Source organism: Actinokineospora spheciospongiae (assembly GCF_000564855.1).
GTDB lineage: Bacteria > Actinomycetota > Actinomycetes > Mycobacteriales > Pseudonocardiaceae > Actinokineospora > Actinokineospora spheciospongiae.
Genome location: NZ_AYXG01000241.1, coordinates 1 through 17,516 on the forward strand (window position 1 = coordinate 1; position 17,516 = coordinate 17,516).

19 protein-coding genes and 2 tRNA genes are annotated in these 17,516 nt (G+C 71.5%); 11 read left to right on the forward strand and 10 right to left on the reverse strand.

The window, feature by feature from the left end; genetic code table 11:
- The 7 genes from UO65_RS30675 to pknB form a co-directional block, all read left to right on the forward strand.
- On the forward strand, positions 1–404 hold a 404-nt coding region (locus UO65_RS30675; protein WP_035289758.1), incomplete at its 5' end, for an FHA domain-containing protein.
- Between the two features lie 163 nt (positions 405–567).
- Positions 568–1,026, forward strand: a complete 459-nt coding sequence (locus UO65_RS30680) for an FHA domain-containing protein FhaB/FipA (RefSeq protein ID WP_035289761.1) — start codon at positions 568–570, stop codon at positions 1,024–1,026.
- On the forward strand, positions 1,023–2,456 hold the full coding sequence (locus UO65_RS30685; protein ID WP_052022037.1) for a PP2C family protein-serine/threonine phosphatase: 1,434 nt from the start codon (positions 1,023–1,025) through the stop codon (positions 2,454–2,456). The genes UO65_RS30680 and UO65_RS30685 overlap by 4 nt, the downstream gene beginning before the upstream one ends.
- Positions 2,456–3,925, forward strand: a complete 1,470-nt coding sequence (locus UO65_RS30690) for an FtsW/RodA/SpoVE family cell cycle protein (protein ID WP_035289764.1) — start codon at positions 2,456–2,458, stop codon at positions 3,923–3,925. The genes UO65_RS30685 and UO65_RS30690 overlap by 1 nt, the downstream gene beginning before the upstream one ends.
- Entirely contained in the window at positions 3,922–5,415 is a 1,494-nt protein-coding gene (locus tag UO65_RS30695) for a peptidoglycan D,D-transpeptidase FtsI family protein (RefSeq protein ID WP_035289767.1), read from the forward strand. Before UO65_RS30690 ends, UO65_RS30695 begins: the two co-directional genes overlap by 4 nt.
- Positions 5,416–5,417: 2 nt before the next feature.
- Entirely contained in the window at positions 5,418–6,902 is a 1,485-nt protein-coding gene (locus tag UO65_RS30700; protein ID WP_035289770.1) for a serine/threonine-protein kinase, read from the forward strand.
- Positions 6,903–6,966: 64 nt separating this feature from the next.
- Positions 6,967–8,964 (forward strand): Stk1 family PASTA domain-containing Ser/Thr kinase, encoded by a 1,998-nt coding sequence (gene pknB, locus UO65_RS30705; protein WP_052022038.1) that lies wholly within the window; start codon positions 6,967–6,969, stop codon positions 8,962–8,964.
- 60 nt (positions 8,965–9,024) lie between these two features.
- Here pknB and UO65_RS30710 read toward each other — a convergent pair whose 3' ends face one another.
- The 3 genes from UO65_RS30710 to UO65_RS30715 are packed head-to-tail and all read right to left on the reverse strand — an operon-like array spanning position 9,025 to position 10,731.
- Positions 9,025–9,675 carry an aminodeoxychorismate/anthranilate synthase component II gene (locus UO65_RS30710; RefSeq protein WP_035289773.1) on the reverse strand — a complete coding sequence of 217 codons (651 nt, stop codon included), beginning with the start codon at positions 9,673–9,675 and terminating at the stop codon, positions 9,025–9,027.
- Positions 9,676–9,703: 28 nt separating this feature from the next.
- Entirely contained in the window at positions 9,704–9,859 is a 156-nt protein-coding gene (locus UO65_RS37700; RefSeq protein WP_181400039.1) for a hypothetical protein, read from the reverse strand.
- Positions 9,859–10,731 carry a class E sortase gene (locus UO65_RS30715; protein ID WP_035289775.1) on the reverse strand — a complete coding sequence of 291 codons (873 nt, stop codon included), beginning with the start codon at positions 10,729–10,731 and terminating at the stop codon, positions 9,859–9,861. The genes UO65_RS37700 and UO65_RS30715 overlap by 1 nt, the downstream gene beginning before the upstream one ends.
- A 190-nt stretch (positions 10,732–10,921) precedes the next feature.
- Between UO65_RS30715 and crgA the strand changes: the two genes are divergently transcribed.
- Positions 10,922–11,191 carry a cell division protein CrgA gene (crgA, locus tag UO65_RS30720; protein WP_035289778.1) on the forward strand — a complete coding sequence of 90 codons (270 nt, stop codon included), beginning with the start codon at positions 10,922–10,924 and terminating at the stop codon, positions 11,189–11,191.
- Between the two features lie 156 nt (positions 11,192–11,347).
- Entirely contained in the window at positions 11,348–11,758 is a 411-nt protein-coding gene (locus UO65_RS30725; RefSeq protein WP_233427908.1) for a PH domain-containing protein, read from the forward strand.
- 7 nt (positions 11,759–11,765) lie between these two features.
- Here the strand turns inward: UO65_RS30725 and UO65_RS30730 are convergent, their stop codons facing one another.
- The gene (locus UO65_RS30730) at positions 11,766–12,695 is read right to left on the reverse strand and encodes a rhomboid family intramembrane serine protease (protein ID WP_052022039.1); all 930 of its coding nucleotides are present in this window, start codon (positions 12,693–12,695) and stop codon (positions 11,766–11,768) included.
- Positions 12,696–13,250 carry a peptidylprolyl isomerase gene (locus UO65_RS30735; protein ID WP_035289784.1) on the reverse strand — a complete coding sequence of 185 codons (555 nt, stop codon included), beginning with the start codon at positions 13,248–13,250 and terminating at the stop codon, positions 12,696–12,698.
- A gap of 112 nt (positions 13,251–13,362) precedes the next feature.
- Between UO65_RS30735 and UO65_RS30740 the strand changes: the two genes are divergently transcribed.
- On the forward strand, positions 13,363–14,142 hold the full coding sequence (locus UO65_RS30740) for a hypothetical protein (RefSeq protein WP_052022040.1): 780 nt from the start codon (positions 13,363–13,365) through the stop codon (positions 14,140–14,142).
- Between the two features lie 71 nt (positions 14,143–14,213).
- On the opposite strand, the gene UO65_RS30745 is transcribed toward UO65_RS30740, so the two are convergent.
- Complete coding sequence (locus tag UO65_RS30745) at positions 14,214–14,762, reverse strand: DUF2020 domain-containing protein (RefSeq protein WP_035289787.1); 549 nt, start codon at positions 14,760–14,762, stop codon at positions 14,214–14,216.
- A gap of 151 nt (positions 14,763–14,913) precedes the next feature.
- Between UO65_RS30745 and UO65_RS30750 the strand changes: the two genes are divergently transcribed.
- Positions 14,914–15,336: a DoxX family protein gene (locus UO65_RS30750; RefSeq protein WP_035289790.1), complete on the forward strand. Its 423-nt coding sequence runs from the start codon at positions 14,914–14,916 to the stop codon at positions 15,334–15,336.
- Between the two features lie 95 nt (positions 15,337–15,431).
- Here the strand turns inward: UO65_RS30750 and UO65_RS30755 are convergent, their stop codons facing one another.
- The 4 genes from UO65_RS30755 to UO65_RS30765 all read right to left on the reverse strand — a co-directional run bounded on the left by UO65_RS30755 (position 15,432) and on the right by UO65_RS30765 (position 17,471).
- Complete coding sequence (locus tag UO65_RS30755; RefSeq protein ID WP_035290071.1) at positions 15,432–16,598, reverse strand: pyridoxal phosphate-dependent aminotransferase; 1,167 nt, start codon at positions 16,596–16,598, stop codon at positions 15,432–15,434.
- 61 nt (positions 16,599–16,659) lie between these two features.
- Positions 16,660–16,732: transfer RNA gene (locus tag UO65_RS30760), tRNA-Ala, on the reverse strand.
- Between the two features lie 39 nt (positions 16,733–16,771).
- The gene (locus UO65_RS37705; protein ID WP_110080690.1) at positions 16,772–16,912 is read right to left on the reverse strand and encodes a DLW-39 family protein; all 141 of its coding nucleotides are present in this window, start codon (positions 16,910–16,912) and stop codon (positions 16,772–16,774) included.
- A gap of 485 nt (positions 16,913–17,397) precedes the next feature.
- Positions 17,398–17,471: transfer RNA gene (locus UO65_RS30765), tRNA-Ile, on the reverse strand.
- Positions 17,472–17,516: the final 45 nt, after the last annotated feature.

A 17,516-nucleotide genomic window follows, 5' to 3' on the forward strand; every position in this document is an offset into this window, starting at 1 on the left:
GCCAGCAGCAGGGCGGCTACGACCAGCAGGGCTACGGCCAGCAGCAGGGGTACGGCCAGGACCCGTACGGGCAGCAGGGCGGTTACGCCCCGCCCGCGGTACAGACCCAGCGGCAGCTCTCGGCCAGCCTGCAGCTCGACGACGGTTCCAACCGCAACTACTCGCTCAAGCAGGGCGGGAACGTCGTCGGCCGGGGCCAGGACGCGGACTTCCGGCTGCCGGACACCGGCGTGTCGCGCAGGCACCTGGAGATCACCTGGGACGGTCAGAGCGCCACGCTGGCGGACCTGGGCTCGACGAACGGCACCACGGTCAACGGCACCCCGGTGCAGACCTGGCAGCTCGCCGACGGCGACGTGGTGCGCATCGGGCACTCTTCGCTGGTGTTCCGTACGCAGGGCTGACCGGCCTGCCCGCAGGGGCGGGCAACGTCCGAGAGGGGCCAGACGTCCTGGGGGGCTGTCCGGGGGTTCGTGGGCCCGGGCAGTCCTCGTGCTGGATCTGGCCCGGTGGGGTGGGTCCGGCGCGAGCGGACCTGCCGGTGAGAAGCGGGAGCGGCAACAACAAGTGCCAGAGTTGGTCATGCAGTTGACCAGAGCGGGGTTCCTTGCCCTGCTCTGGCTCTTTGTGCTTGCCGCGCTGCGGGTGGTCCGGTCGGACCTGTACGCCGCGTCCGGGCTCCGCGTGGCGGTGCCCGGGTTCCGCAGGTCGTCGGAGAAGAAAGTGCGCGGGAAGGCGCCCAGGCAACTGGTGGTGACGCACGGGGCCCTGCAGGGCACCCGGATCACCCTGGACGGGCGGCCGATCATGATGGGCAGGGCGGACGACTCGACGCTGGTGCTCGACGACGACTACGCCTCGACCCGGCACGCCCGGCTGTCGCTGCGCGGAACGGACTGGTACGTGGAAGATCTGGGCTCGACGAACGGGACGTACCTGGACCGGGCTAAGGTCACCCAACCCCTCCGGGTGCCGCTAGGCGTCCCGATCCGCATCGGCAAGACGGTGATCGAGCTGCGCTCATGACCCTGGTACTCCGTTACGCGGCCCGCAGCGACCGGGGCCTGGTGCGCTCCAACAACCAGGACTCCGTGTACGCGGGCCCCCGCCTGCTCTCCCTGGCCGACGGCATGGGCGGCCACGTCGCGGGCGAGGTGGCCAGCAAGGTGGTCATCGCCGCCCTGGCCCCGCTGGACGACGACGAGCCCGGCGACGACCTGCTCGGGCAGCTCCGCGAGGCGACCCTCGCGGGCAACGGCGCCATCGCCGAGCTGGTGGCGGGCGACCCGGACCTGGACGGGATGGGCACGACGCTGTCGGCGATCCTGTTCGCCGGGAACCGCCTGGGCCTGGTGCACGTCGGCGACTCGCGCGTGTACCTGCAGCGCAACGGCCAGTTCACCCAGATCACGCACGACGACACGTTCGTGCAGTCGCTGATCGACGAGGGCCGGATCACCGAGGACGAGGCCGCGGTGCACCCGCAGCGGTCGCTGCTGCTCAAGGCGCTGACCGGGCACGAGGTCGAGCCGACGCTGACCGTGCGCGAGGCCCGCCCCGGCGACCGGTACCTGCTGTGCTCGGACGGGCTGTCGGGGCCGGTGAGCCACGAGACGCTGAGCGAGGCCATCCAGATCCCGGACCCGCAGGAGTGCGCGGACCGGATGATCGAGCTGGCGCTGAAGTCCGGTGGGCCGGACAACGTCACGGTGATCATCGCCGACGTGGTGGACATCGACTACGGCGACAACAACCCGATCGTCGGCGGTGCCGCGGGCAACGGTTCCGACGAGCGGCCGCCGCCGGATTCCCCGGCGTCGCGCGCCGGTGCGATCACCGCGCCGCGCCCGGCGCCCCGGCCGCAGGTCCAGCCGGAACCGCCGGACCCCAAGATCAAGAAGCGCAAGCGGTTGCGCGCGCTGCTGGTCCTGCTGCTGGTGGCGCTGCTGCTGGGCGCGGGCGCGGTGGGGGTCCGGTACTGGGTCAACACGCAGTACTTCATCGGGGAGGGCGGCGCGGGTGAGGTCGCCATCTTCCAGGGCATCCAGGGCAGCGTCCTGGGGTTGTCGCTGAACAGCCAGGTCCAGGGGAGCTGCGGCCCGGAGGACCCGGTGCCGTGCGACCGGCTCTACGTCGACGACCTGAACTCCATCGGCCAGGACGTGGTGCGCTCGGGCCGCAACACCGCCGACAACCTGTCCGACGCCAGGGAGAAGCTCAGCCAGCTCCGCACGAACCGGCTGCCGCTGTGCGAGGACCCGGCCGACCAGGCGACCCCGACGGAGACCCCGGGCGCCCCGCCCGCGGCCCCCCTGCCGAGCACCGGCGTCGCCACGACCACGGCCGTGGGCCCGACCACGACGACCGACAGCGCCACGAGCACCACCGATTCCACCGACCCCGCACCGGCGGGCGCCTGCCGCCAGCCGCGCGACGAGGACAAGGGCGGCGGCTGATGGCATCACCGGCCCAGGGCGCGGTGGGGAGTCCGGCGGTCGGGCAGGGCGCGGCCGCCGAGAGCACCACGCCGACGCGGCGCGGCACCGAGCTGTGGCTGCTCGGCTTCGCCGCGGCGCTGGTGACCGGTGCGCTGATGCTGGTGGAGGCCAACCAGGAGCAGACGCTCACCTTCCGGATCGTCTGGTACGGCCTGGCCTTCCTGGCCCTGTTCGGCGTGGCGCACGTGGCGGTGCGCCGGTTCGCCCCGTACGCCGACCCGCTGATCCTGCCCTGCGTGGCGGTGCTCAACGGGCTCGGGCTGGTGATCATCTACCGGATCGACCTGGCGCTGAGCGAGCGCGCGATCCAGGCGGGCCGGGAGTTCAACAACGACGTCCCCAAGCAGATCCTGTGGACCACGGTCGCACTGGCGCTGCTGCTCGCGGTGCTGATCCTGATCAAGGACCACCGCACGCTGACCAAGTACAGCTACACCTTCGGCCTGGCCGGGCTGGTGCTGCTGGCGCTGCCCGCGGTGCTGCCCGGCTTCATCGCCCCGACCATCAACGGCGCGAAGATCTGGCTGCGGGTCGGTCCGTTCTCCATCCAGCCAGGTGAGTTCTCCAAGGTCTTGCTGCTGGTCTTCTTCGCGGCGTTCCTGGTCTCCAAGCGCGACCTGTTCATGGCCGCGGGCCGCCGGGTGCTGGGCATCGACCTGCCGCGCGCCCGCGACCTGGGGCCGGTCCTGTTCGCCTGGGCGATGTCGCTGGGCGTGCTGGTCTTCCAGAAGGACCTGGGCACCTCGCTGCTGTTCTACGGCACGATCCTGGTGATGCTCTACGTCGCCACCGAGCGCGGCGTGTGGGTGGGCATCGGCGTCACGCTGTTCGTCGGCGGCGCGTTCGTGGCCTACAAGCTGTTCACCCACGTGCAGCAGCGGGTGGCCAACTGGTTCGACCCGCTGGCCACCTACAACGACATCGGCGGCGGCTACCAGATCGCGCAGGCGCTGTTCGGCCTGGGCACCGGCGGGGTCGGCGGCACCGGCCTCGGCGCGGGCCGCCCGGACCTGGTGCCGCTGGCCAACACCGACTTCATCGTCGCCGCCATCGGCGAGGAGCTTGGCTTCATCGGCCTGGCCGCGCTGCTGCTGATCTACGCGGTGCTGGCGCTGCGCGGGATGCGCAGCGCGCTCGCGGTCCGCGACACCTTCGGCAAGCTGCTCGGCGGCGGCCTGTCGTTCCTGCTGATCATGCAGGTGTTCGTGGTCGTCGGCGGGGTCACCAAGCTGATCCCGATGACCGGCATCACCGCCCCGTTCCTGTCCTACGGCGGCTCGTCCCTGCTCGCCAACTACATCCTGGTGGCCCTCCTGCTGCGCATCTCCGACGCCGCCCGCCGCCCGCAGAGCGGTTCCCGGCCCCGGCCGGTCCCGCAGGCCCCGATCGCCGAGGCGCACACGGTCATGGTGGAGCGGCCGTCGTGAACACCCCGCTGCGCCGCGTCGGCCTGGCCATGCTCGGGATGGTCATCCTGCTGCTGGCCAACGTCACCTACATCCAGATCTTCAAGGCCGACGACTACCGCAAGAACATCAACAACAAGCGGATCGCGCTGGAGGAGTACTCCCGCGAGCGGGGCAAGATCCTCGTCCGCTCCGGCGACAACCCCGAGATCCTGGCGACGGTGCAGGCCACCAACGACCGCCTGCGCTACCTGCGCCAGTACACCAACGGCCCGCTGTACGCCCCGGTCACCGGCTTCTACTCGACCCGCTACGGCGCGGGCGGCCTGGAGAAGGCCGAGGACGAGATCCTCAACGGCTCCGACGACCGGCTGTTCGTGCGCAGGCTGTCGGACCTGATCACCGGTCGCGACCCGCGCGGCGGCAACGTCGAGCTGACCATCAACCCGGCCGCGCAGACCGCCGCCTACCAGGCGATGGAGAGCAACGGGTTCAAGGGCGCGGTGGTGGCGCTGAACCCGAAGACCGGCGAGATCCTGACCATGGTCAGCACCCCGTCCTACGACCCGAACCCGCTCTCGGCGCACGACGGCGACGCCCAGGAGCAGGCCTGGAACGGCTACAACAAGGACAACCCGGCCAAGCCGATGCTGAACCGGGCGATCGCCGAGAGCTACCCGCCGGGGTCGACGTTCAAGCTGGTGGTGGCCGCGGCGGCGCTGGAGGACGGCCGGACCAAGGACGACCCGGTCACCTCGACCGACCGGATCGCGGTCGGCGGGTCGGAGCTGCGCAACTACAACCGCGGCTTCTGCGACAACAACCGGGACTCGGTGTCGATGACGACCGCGCTGGCGCTGTCGTGCAACACCGCCTTCGCCCAGCTCGCGCACGACCTCGGCGACGAGAAGTTCCTGGAGCAGGCGGAGAAGTTCGGCATCGGCGAGGACAACCTGACCGTGCCGATGCCGGTGGTGCAGTCCTGCGTCGGCCCGAAGCCGGACGAGTGCATGTCGCTGTCGGACTCGAACGCGATCTACCAGAGCGCGATCGGGCAGCGCGACGTGCGGCTGACGCCGCTGCAGAACGCCGAGATCGTCGCCACCATCGCCAACGGCGGCGAGCGGATGCGCCCGCAGCTCGTGAAGTCGATCCTGGCGCCGGACCTGTCGAAGATCTCCGACTTCGACACCGACAGCCTCGGCGACGCCATGTCCCGCAGCTCCGCCGAGCAGCTCCGCGACATGATGGTCGAGTCCGAGGCGAAGACCGGCGGCGCGGGCAAGCGCGGCGACCTGGTGATCGCCTCCAAGACCGGTACCGCCGAGACCGGCAACGACCCGAAGAACACCCCGCCGTTCGCCTGGTACGTGGCGTTCGCCCCCGCCAACGACCCCAAGGTCGCGGTGGCCGTCGTGGTGGAGAGCAAGGACGTGGCCGCCACCGGCGGCAAGCTGTCGGCCGCGGTCGGCCGGGCGACCATCAACGCGGCGCTGGCCGGGGGGAGCTGACCATGCTCACCTCGGGCCAGTTGCTCGCCGACCGCTACCGGCTCACCCGCCGGATCGCGGTCGGCGGCATGGGCGAGGTGTGGGAGGCCGCCGACACCCGGCTGGACCGGCGGGTCGCGGTGAAGGTCCTCAAGCCGGAGCTGTCCGGCGACGGCGAGTTCCTGCACCGGTTCCGCACCGAGGCGCGCACCACCGCCTCGATCAACCACCCGGGCATCGCCGGGGTGCACGACTACGGCGAGACCGCCGCCGTCCTCGACGGCCCGGAGGACACCGCCTACCTGGTGATGGAGCTGGTCGAGGGCGACCCGCTGGCGGCGATCCTGGCCAAGGAGGGCAGGCTGGCCGCGGACCGGACGCTGGACGTCCTGGAGCAGTCGGCGCACGCGTTGCAGGCCGCCCACGAGCGCGGGTACGTCCACCGCGACGTCAAGCCCGGCAACATCCTGATCACCCCGACCGGCGTGGTGAAGCTGACCGACTTCGGCATCGCCAAGGCCGCCGACGCCGCCCCGGTGACCCGCTCCGGCATGGTCATGGGCACCGCGCACTACATCGCCCCCGAGCAGGCCCTCGGGCACGAGGCGGAACCGGCGAGCGACGTCTACTCGCTGGCCGTGGTCGGCTACGAGTGCCTCACCGGGCGCAGGCCGTTCCTGTCGGAGAACGCGGTGACGGTGGCGATGATGCACATCCGCGACCTGCCGCCGCCGCTGCCGCCGGACGTGCCGCCGGGCACCCGGGCGCTGATCGAGGCGACCCTGGTCAAGGACCCGAGGCAGCGCTACGCCAACGGCGGCGAGTTCGCCGCCGCGGTGGCCGCGGTGCGCGCGGGCCGCCCGCTGCCCGCCCCGTCCGGGCTGGCGATGGCGGGCGCGCAGCAGCACCACGGCGGGCCGGGGGTGGGCGCCCACCCGGGGACGCACCCCGGCATGGTCCCGGTGACCCCGCCCCCCGGTCAGCCCGGCGGGCCGTCCGGCGGCTTCGGGGCGCCCGCGCACCCGCCGCGGGAGTCGCGCACCGGCCTGTGGATCACCATCGCGGTGCTGGCGGTCGCGCTGATCACGGCGCTGGCGTTCGGCCTGCCCGCGATCTTCCGCGGCGACCAGGCCCCGCGCGACGCCGACGACCGGGGCGGCGAGGTCGAGACCACCCAGCAGCCCGAGCCGACGGAGTTCCCCGAGCCCACGGTGGAGGACACCGAGCCGGGCGGCCCCGGGCTGCCACTGCCGACCGCCAACCCGACGACCGGCGGTGGGCCGTTCGTCGACGTGGTCCGCGAGGACTACGTCGGCCGCGGCGCCGCCGACGTGGTGGTGGAGCTGGGCACGCTGCGGCTGCGGTCGACGGTGGTCACCGCGGGCCAGGGCACCACCCCGGAGGACCCGGCGAACTGCCTCGTCACCTCGCTCAGCCCGACCGGGATGGTGCGGGTCGGGACCTCGGTGCGGATCGTCTGCGACCCGCAGCGCGACGGACCGCCTTGATGGTCGGCGCACCGGGCACCACCTTGATGGGACAGGACTTGACTAGGAGCGGGACTACGCACTGATGACCACACCGCGACTGCTCTCCAACCGCTATGAGATCGGCGAGACGATCGGCTATGGCGGCATGTCCGAGGTCCACCGCGGCCGCGATGTCCGGCTCAGCCGCGAGGTCGCGGTCAAGGTCCTGCGCGCCGACCTCGCCCGCGACCCCCAGTTCCAGGAGCGGTTCCGCCGCGAGGCGCAGAACGCCGCCGCGCTGAACCACCCCGCGATCGTCGCCGTCTACGACACCGGCGAGACCCGGATCGACACGGGCCCGCTGCCCTACATCGTGATGGAGTTCGTCGACGGGCGGACCCTGCGCGACATCGTCAAGACCGAGGGACCGCTGCCCGGCCAGCGCGCCATGGAGATCATGGCCGACGTGTGCGCGGCGCTGGACTTCTCCCACCGGCACGGCATCGTGCACCGCGACGTCAAGCCCGCCAACGTGATGATCACCAAGACCGGCGCGGTCAAGGTGATGGACTTCGGCATCGCCCGCGCGGTGGCCGACGGCCAGGTCGCGGTCACCCAGACCTCGGCGGTCATCGGCACCGCCCAGTACCTGTCGCCGGAGCAGGCCCGCGGCGAGTCGGTCGACGCCCGCAGCGACGTGTACGCCACCGGCTGCGTGCTGTTCGAACTCCTGACCGGCGAACCCCCGTTCACCGGTGACTCCCCGGTCGCGGTGGCCTACCAGCACGTCCGCGAGGACCCGCGCTCGCCGTCGCAGGTCAACCCCCGGGTGAGCCCGCAGCTCGACGCGATCGTGCTCAAGGCGATGTCGAAGGGCGCGGCGAACCGCTACCAGTCGGCCGCGGAGATGCGCACCGACATCGTCCGGGTGCTGTCCGGGCAGCGGCCCGCCGCGCCGATGGTGATGACCGACGAGGACCGCACCGCCGTGCTCGGCGCGCGCAGCCCGCAGCCGGAGATGCGCGGGCGCCACCGCCCGGAGTCGATGGCCGACGAGTACGACTACGACGACTACGCCGACGAGGACGAGGAGCGGCGGCGCAGGCAGCGCAAGACCTGGCTGATCGTGCTGGTCGGCCTGATCGTGGTCGGCCTGATCGGGCTGCTGTTCTTCCTGACCAGCGGGGACGAGAAGCAGACCGGCGGGGACAACGTCCCGGTCCCGGACGTGGCGGGCAAGACCGAGGCCGAGGCGTTCGCCCAGCTCAACCAGCTCGGCTTCCAGCCGGTGCGCCAGGGCGTGCCGTGCCAGCAGACCGACGCGGGCACCCCGGGCCCGTGCGGCCCGGACCGGATCGACAAGGTCCTGGGCACCGACCCGGCCGCGGGCGCCAACCTGCGCAAGGGCGAGCGGATCACCGTCCGCATCGGCGAGTCGCCGCAGAAGGTCGCCGTTCCCGACGTGGCGGGCCAGTCGCAGCAGGAGGCGACCGCCGCCCTGCAGGCGGCCAAGCTCACCGTGTCGGCCACGGTCGACGAGGAGCAGACCGACGACGAGGACCTCTACGGCAAGGTGCTGCGGACCAGCCCGGCGGCGGGCACGCAGGCCAGCGTGGGCAGCGAGGTCCGGCTGACGATCGGCAAGCAGCCCGCCAAGGTGGACGTGCCGAACCTGGTCGGCCAGGACTACGACACCGCGGCGGCGAACCTCAAGGCGGTCGGGCTGACCCCGCAGCGCAAGGACGTGTCCTCGGACAAGCCGGTGGGCACGGTCGTCGACCAGGCGCCGAAGACCGGCAGCGTCGCACCGGGGCTGACGATCGTGCTGAGCGTCTCCAACGGCGACAAGATCGAGGTCGACATGCCGAACCTGGTGGGCAAGACGCGCGCCGAGGCCGAGGCCGCGCTCAAGCAGGTGGGCTGGAACGGTTCGTTCAACGTGGTCGACGACGAGACCCTCGACCCGCGCGAGGTCGGCAAGGTGACCGAGCAGGAGCAGCAGCCGGGCGACAAGATCGCCAAGGACGAGACGATCAACGTCCGGATCGGCACGTCCCCGCTCGGCGGTGGCGGCGGTACCTCCACCAACCCGACCCGGTAGTCGAACGCGCGGAGAGGGCCGCTCCCCGAGGTGGGGGGCGGCCCTCTCCGCGTTCCGGGTTCAGGAGGAGATGGCGGCGGTGAGCTTGCGCATCCCCTGCTCCAGCTCCGACACGGTGGCCTCGGCGACCGGGAACCCGGCCGACGCCAGCCAGTTGGCGAGCATCCGGTGACCGCCGTCGGTCAGCACCGACTCCGGGTGGAACTGCACGCCCTCGATCGGCAGCTCCCGGTGCCGCATGGCCATCACGATGCCGGTATCGGTCCGCCCGGTGACCTCGAACTCGTCCGGGATCGTCTCCGGCAGCACGGTCAGCGAGTGGTAGCGGGTGGCGGTGAACGGGTCGGGCAGCCCGGCGAGCACCCCGGCGCCGCTGTGGCCGACCAGGCTCGTCTTGCCGTGCAGCAGCTCCGGCGCCCGGTCGACCGTGGCGCCCCAGGCGACACCGATGGCCTGGTGCCCGAGGCACACGCCGAGCAGCGGCAGCCGGGCCTGCGCGCAGCGCCTGACCACGTCGATGCTCTGCCCGGCCCGCTCGGGCGTGCTCGGCCCCGGGCTGACCAGGACCGCGTCGAACCCGCTCAGCGCGTCGGCGGCCGACAGCTCGGGGGCATCGTTGCGCCAGACCGTGCACTCGGCGCCCAACTGGGCGAGGTACTGCACCAGGTTGTAGACGAAGCTGTCGTAGTTGTCGACGACCAGAACGCGCATACCCACAAGCTACCGCCGCCGTCCACCGCTACTGGGTGGTCACCTGGTTGAACGGCAGCTTCGGCTCCGCCCACGGGAACACCACGAACATCAGCAGCGCGACCACGCCCGCCACGAGCAGCACCGCGGTGATCGCCCGAACGGCGACCGGGCCGGGCAGGTGCCGCCAGATCCACCCGTACATCAGCTCGTCTCCTTCAACTCGGGCGGCGTCTCGCCGGGCTTGTCCGGGTTCTTGGCCCACTGCTTGACCATCACGGCGTGCACGACGAGCCGCTCGCGGTCGGAGAAGCGGGGGTGGCAGGTGGTCAGCGTCATCAGCGACGCGGTCGCGCCCGCGTTGTCGGTCACGTCGTCGCGGTTGGGCACCGGCAGGATCACCGAGCCCTGGGTGGGCGAGACGATCTCCTGGCCGACGACCCGGTCGTAGGGGGCGCCGAGCGGGCCGACCCCGGTGCACCGGGGGTCCGCGGCCCGACTCGCCCAGTCCGCCACCTCGTCGGCCTTGGGCAGCACCCGGTAGACGAACCAGCTAAAACGCGTCTCCACCACTATCGCGTCGCAGGAGTTCAGCAGGTCGATGTCGTTGAACGGGGCGCCCTTGCCGACCCGGTGGCCCGCGACGGCGAAGTTGCCGGGCAGGCCGGGGTCGCCGCTCTCGGTGTAGTGGCCGGGGCCGACCTCGAGGGTCTTCTCGGTGGTGCCCCGCAGGATGGTGAAGGAGTAGTCGGCGCCGAACGCGGGGACGTACATCTTGGCGATGCCGGAGCCCTCCGGGCCGTCGTAGTGCTCCTGGCGCTGCTGCTGCTCCTCGGGGGTGCTCTGCTGCCACTCCTGGTCGAGGGCCGCGGTCGCGTCGCGCTGCTTGGCCGCCGAGGTGATGTCGGTGACGTACACCTCGTAGACGACGAACAGCAGCACCACCAGGCCCGCGGTGATCAGCAGCTCACCGATCGCGCGCACGGCGGTGCGCACCGGGTCGCGCCGGTTGCCGCCACCCGCCGGGCCGACGCGGGTGTCGGAAACCGGGGGATCGCTGTGGTCCACCGTGCTCACGCGGGGCTCCTCCCTGCACGGCCTGCCCGCGGGCGGGGTCAGATCGTTGGCGACTGGTGATTCGCTGCCCTGTCCGTTTACGTTAACGTGTTGCTCCGGCGGGAGTTGCGCCTGTGCTGAACGAACCTGCCGGAACGACCTGCCAGAACGAACCGCACCGCACCCAACGCTCCACGTCAGGCGAGGACACATGCCCAAGTCCAAGGTCCGCAAGAAGGCCGTCTACACCGCCCCCACCACCGACCGGCGCACGCCGGTCAAGGTGAAGCAGGCGGGCCCGTCGCACCCGGTGTACGTCGTGGTGATGCTGGGCGTGATGCTGATCGGGCTCGCCTGGCTGGTCGTCAACTACATCGCGGGCGAGAAGATCGGCTTCATGGCCGAGCTGGGCAACTGGAACTTCGCCATCGGCTTCGCGCTGATGATCGCGGGCCTGCTCATGACGATGCGCTGGCGCTGACGCTCCGACACCCGCTCCGCGGAGCAGGACTCCCCCGTCGTGCGCTCCTCGCACGGACGGGTTGAGCCGTTTGGCCCAGCGTCATTGAACCACACGGATGTAAGTCATCCCCATTGTGGATAACTCCTGTGGACAGCTATGCGGCACCATGGAGGGGTGACCCCCCTGCACTGGTCCCCGCGCCCCGCCGTCGTCGGTGTCGCCTGGGCATCGGCCCTGGTCGCCGCCCTGCTGGCGGTGCTGATCGACGACCCGAGGGGCACGCTGCTGCTCGCCGTGGCCGCCGTGGCGCTGGGCGTGCCCGCGCTGTTCGGCACGCTCGCGCGCCCACGGCTGGCCGCCGACCCCGAAGGGGTGACCGTCCGCGGGCTGACCGGCAGCAGGCACTGGCGCTGGCGCGAGGTCAACGTCCGCCTGGTGCGGACCCGCAGGCTCGGCCGCGAGTCCAGCGTCGTCGAGATCGACGCGGACAACGCCGAGGTGCCCGGCCTGGTGCTGCTCGGGCAGCTCGACCTGGGCGTCGAACCGCACGAGGTGGTCGACGCCCTGCTCCGGCTGCGGACCTAGCCCAGGACTAGCCCAGGACCTGGTAGCACACCCCGGTGGTGGGCTCCGGGCAGAACACCTGCTCGTTGATCTGCGGCGTGCGGACGGCGAAGGCCACCGCCAGCACCACCAGCACCCCCGCGACGACGAGCGACTGCCACAGGGTGCGCCGCGCCGCGGGCGCGTAGAGCATCCCCGCGGTCAGCACCGCGCCGATGACCAGGCCGCCGAGGTGGGCCAGCAGCGAGATCTGCGGGATGGCCACGCTGAACGCCAGGTTCAGCGCGATGACCCCGACGACCTGCATCAGCGCGTGCCGGTCCTGCTTGAGCCGGATCACCGCGACCAGCAGCCCGCCGAGCAGGCCGTAGATCGCCCCGGAGGCACCCGCGCCCTCGGTGCCCAGGGCGCTGAACAGGTACGTCCCCACCGACCCGCCGACCACCGAAACCAGGTAGACGACGCCGAACCGCACCTTGCCCAGCAGCAGCTCCAGGTCGCGCAGGAACCACAGCGCCACCATGTTGACCACCAGGTGCAGCAGGCCGAAGTGCAGGAAGCCCGCCGTCACCACCCGCCACCACTGCCCCGCCGCGATGGACGGCGCGTAGGCCGACAGCGCGTGGAACAGGTCGGAGTTCTCGTTCGACATCGGGTCGCGGGCCAGCAGCGCGGTGATGGCGTACATCACCGCGTTGAGCCCGACGAGCACGGGCACCAGCACCGGCTTCGACGCGAGCGCCGCCCCGGCGACGGTGGTGGGCCGCCGGACGCCCCGGTTGCCCTCCCGCACGCAGTCGACGCACTGGAAGCCGACCGAGGCCTCGACCAGGCATTCCGGGCAGGCCGGGCGACCGCACCGGGTGCAGCTCAGCGCGGTCTGCCGGTCGGGGTGCCGGGCGCAGGCGGGCAGGCCCGCCTGCGCCCCGGGCTGCGGTTGGTGCGGCGGGTTTCCCACTCAGCCCTCGGCGCGCTCGACGGTGATGTTCTTGATCACGACGTCGGTCAGCGGGCGGTCGCCCGGGCCGGTCGGCGCGTGCCCGATCTTGTCCACCACGGTGCGCGAGCCCTGGTCGGCCACCTCGCCGAAGATGGTGTGCTTGAAGTTCAGCCAGGTCGCCGGGCCGACGGTGATGAAGAACTGCGAGCCGTTGGTGTTCGCGCCCGAGTTGGCCATGGCCAGCAGGTAGGGCTTGTTGAACTGGAGCTCCGGGTGGAACTCGTCGGCGAACTGGTAGCCGGGACCGCCGCGGCCGGTGCCGGTCGGGTCGCCGCCCTGGAGCATGAAGCCGTCGATGACCCGGTGGAACACCGCGCCGTCGTAGAACGGACCGGACTTGGTGCCGCTCGCGTTCTCCGTGCTGTAGTCCTTGGTGCCCTCGGCCAGCCCAACGAAGTTGGACACGGTCTTCGGAGCCTGGTCCGGGAACATGTTGATCCGGATGTCGCCCTCACTGGTGTGCAGGGTGACGGTTACCTTCGTCCCAACGAGGGATGCGTTGCTGTCAGCCACGACGCCATCGTGCCATCTTCGGCGAAATCCGTCTGGAACGGGCAGGATTGGGTACGTCGTGGAAGACAACTGTGTTCGAGCACGAGATCGACGAGATGGACGAGGTGAAGCCATGACCCGGGCCGGAGAGACGGTCGGCAAGGCCGTCGGCACCGGCTGGCGCGCGGTGCGAGAGGGCGCCGTTCGCGCCGGTCAGGCGGGTGCCGAGGCGGCACACGTCGCCGAGCAGAAGCTGGCCGCGAAGGGCCTCGCCCCGCAGCAGGTCGCCGGTGCGCTCGCGGAGAGCGCGCAGGTGGCCAGGGAGGAAGCGATGGCCTCGACCCGCAGGGCGCGCAAGCGCTTGGCCAAGACCGCCGAGCAGACCCGCAAGGACCTGGCGAAGGCCGCGAAGCAGGCCCAGAAGGACGCGGCGAAGAACAAGACGGTCAAGAGCGCCGTCGCCGCGACCGCGCCGGTGAAGAAGCAGGTCAAGCAGCTCAAGAAGGACCTCAAGCCGCAGGTCAAGCAGTACCGCGGCGAGTTGCAGGCGCAGATCAAGGCGGCCAAGGTCGCGGCGCGCGCCGCCGCCAAGGACCCGGCCAACAAGAAGAGCCGCCGCTGGCCGTGGCTGATCCTGCTGGCCGCGCTCGGCGCCGGTGCCGCCGCGGCGCTCAAGGGCAAGCAGCAGGTCCCGGCCCAGCAGCCGGTCGTGCCCGCCAAGCCGACGCCCGCCAAGCCCGCGCCCGCCAAGCCCGCCCCGACGGCTGCCGCCCCTGTGGCGAAGCCCACCCCGGCGGCGGCAGCGGCCCCGGCGGCTCCCGTGCCCCCCAAGGCGGCGGAGAAGCCGGTCGGCGCGCCCGAGACCAACGGCCAGGGCAAGCCCACCAAGCCGATCGGGTCCGACAAGAACTAGTCCGACGAGGACCGGCGTAGATCCCACTGGCCCGCACCCCCGCGATCCGGGGTTGCGGGCCAGTGGTCTGCCTACAGGCCCAGGTTCTCGATGGCGGCCTCGGCGATCCGCCTGGCCTTGATCGTCTGCTTCTGGTTGGAATCGACCACCACCGCCGAACCGCCCTTGGCGACGGCGTAGACGGCGTTCTCCTCACCCGAGATGGAGCCGCCCTCCCAGCCCGCGGGCGAACTCGCCGGGTTGGAGGTGTCGATCGGCGCCGCCTGGTCGACCAGCGCCTTCGCCACCGCGGGCTCCCCCTGGTACACCCGGATGGTGAGCTGGACGCTGCCGTCGGGGCGGTAGAAGAAGCACGCCGGGGTCGGCTTGTCCGCCGAGGTGCGCACCTTGGTGACGTGCTGCCCGTTCGCGTCGGCCACGACGGCGCTGGTCAGGTAGGGGCACGGCCCGTCGGCGACCGGCTCCGGCTCGGCGGGCGGCGCCGCCTCCGCCCGCGTGGTCGGCGCCGCGGGCCGGGTCGCCGAGGTCGTCGGGGCGTCCGACGCGGGCGGCGGCGCGGAGTCGGTGGTGCACGCCGCGAGGGCGAGCAGGGGCGCGGCAAGTATCACGGCTCGTCTCATAGCGAGAGCAAGTCAACCAGATCGAGACCCCCTGTGGTCCACAGCACTCTTTGAACCTCACTCACCGCAGAGGCATACACACCGTCGGTGGTCCCCCGCCACCAATGGAAGCCGAACACCTCCCTGCTGATTCGAGTGAGAGAGAGCGAAGATGGACTTGTTCGACCGGACCAAGCCCCACGTGCTCGCCCTGTTCCGGATCGTCGTCGGTCTGCTGTTCGCCGCCCACGGCGTCGCCACGCTGTTCGGCGTCCTGGGCCGGGCGGGTCGCACGCCCGAGTTCGCCGCCTGGCCGGGCTGGTGGGCCGCGGCCATCCAGTTGGTGGCGGGCGCGCTGGTCCTGCTGGGGCTGTTCACCAGGTGGGCGGCGCTGACCGCCTCGGGCTCCATGGCGTACGCGTACTTCGTCGTGCACGCCCCGGAGGGCCTGTGGCCGATGGAGAACGGCGGTGAGCCCTCGGCCATGTTCTGCTGGGCGTTCCTGCTGATCGCCTTCCTCGGCCCGGGCGCCTGGGCCGTCGACCAGTTCTTCTCCCGCTCCTCGTCGAGCCGCCGGGAGACCGTCACCGCGTGACCGACCACGGCCACCACCCGCCCGGACAGTCCCTCACCCGGGCGGGTGGTTTTGGCCCGGACCAGATCACGCGCAGTGTGGTTCCACGTGGAACCTCAGCCCAGCGCCCGCGCCAACCGCGCCAACGCCTCGTGCACCACGTCCACCGGCGCCGCGAACGACAGCCGCACGTACCCCTCGCCGCCCGCCCCGAACGCCACCCCCGGGGTGACGGCGACGCCCGCGTCCCGCAGCGCCCACTCCGCGAACCCGACCGAGCCGCCCTTCCCGGCGCCGGAGATGTCGGCGAACGCGTAGAAGGTCCCCTCCGGCAGGGCGCAGGACACCCCGGGCAGCGCGTTGAGCCCGTCGACCACCACCCGCCGCCGCCGGTCGTAGGACTCCACCATCCCCGCGACGTACTCCTCGGGCCCGCTCAGCGCCGCGATCCCGCCGCGCTGCACGAACGACCCCGCGCAGCTCACGGTGTGCTCCTGCACCTTCACCAGCTCCGCCATGACCGCACCCGGCCCGGCCACCCACCCCAGCCGCCACCCGGTCATCGCGTGGCTCTTGGAGAACCCGTTCACGGTCAGCGTCCGCTCGGCGCACCCCGGCAGCGCGGCCACGCTGAGGTGCCGCCGCCCGTCGAACAGCACCGCCTCGTAGATCTCGTCCGCCACCACGTAGAGGTCGTGCGCCACCGCGAACTCGGCGAGCACCCGCGCCTCCTCCGCGTCCAGCGCCCGCCCGGTCGGGTTGTTGGGCGTGTTGACCAGAACCGCCTTGGTCCGCCCCGACACAGCGCCTTCCAACACCTCCCGGGTCAACCGGAACCCGTTGGCACCACTCAGTTCCGCCTCGACGGGAACGCCGCCCACCAGCCGCGCCATCGCCTGGTAGCTGACCCAGCTCGGCGTGGGCACCACCACCTCGTCCCCCGGGTCCAACAGGGTCAGCAGCGCCGCGTACAACCCGTGCTTGGCCGACGGCGTGATCACGACGTCGGTGGGCGCAACCTCGATCCCGTTGTCCGCCAACAGCTTCGCCGACACCAACTCGCGCAGCTCGGGCAGCCCGCGGCTGGCCGTGTAGTGCGTGAACCCCTCGTGCAGCGCCGCCACCGCCGCCGTCACCACGTGCTCCCCGGTGGCGAAGTCCGGCTGCCCCCCACTCACATCCACAACGGACCGCCCCGCCGCCCGCAACTCCCCCACCAGGTCGAACAGCGACACCGTCGCCGACCGCCCCACCCCAGCAACCCGCCCCGACACCCCGCGCACCACAGCAACCTCCCAAAACGCCAGCGAGGCCGACCCACAGGATGGGCCGACCTCGTTCACGTGGAGATGAGGGGAATCGAACCCCTAACCCCTGCCTTGCAAAGGCAGTGCTCTGCCAATTGAGCTACATCCCCTCAGGCCGACACGGTACCCCGTGCCGACCGGAAGTACGTTCAGGCCTTCTTCGTGCCGTTGTTCGCGGCCGGAGCAGTGGCCTCGCGCCACAGGTCGGCCTCAGCCTTCGCCGCGCTCTTGCGACGAACGACAAAGAGCACACCACCCGCAACCGCAGCAAGCGCGAGGAGCTTCTTCACGTCCGATGCCTCCTTAAGGCACTACAACACACCAACACAACACCAACGCCCCAGAAACCCCCGAGACGCCCCCCACATCCTGCCACACCCCCCAACCCCCCCAGGACGAGGGAGACCCCCAGAAGACAACGAGCGGAAGGAAGCAGCAGCAAGAGAAGAGAGGCAGGCAGCAGGGAGAGGAACAGAAAGCAGAGGCGAGGCGAGGCGAGGCGAGGCGAGGCGAGGCGAGGCGAGGCGAGGCGAGGCGAGGCGAGGCGAGGCGAGGCGAGGCGAGGCGAGGCGAGGCGAGGCGAGGCGAGGCGAGGCGAGGCGAGGCGAGGCGAGGCGAGGCGAGCGAAGCTCCCTCAAGCCCCAAACAGCGGCAAAGCCGCCAACCACGCTGGTTCAGCAACCAACCGCACCGTGGGGGTCTGGGGGGTCGCCCCCCAGAACGAGGACGGACGACCCGGCTCGCGCTTTCCGCGAGCATGGGTCGCCCGAGTCCGTGGGCCTAGGAGGACTTGAACCTCCGACCTCTTCGTTATCAGCGAAGCGCTCTAACCGCCTGAGCTATAGGCCCCTGTGGGAACGCAGGAAGATTACCGCATCCCCCTGCGCGACCCCA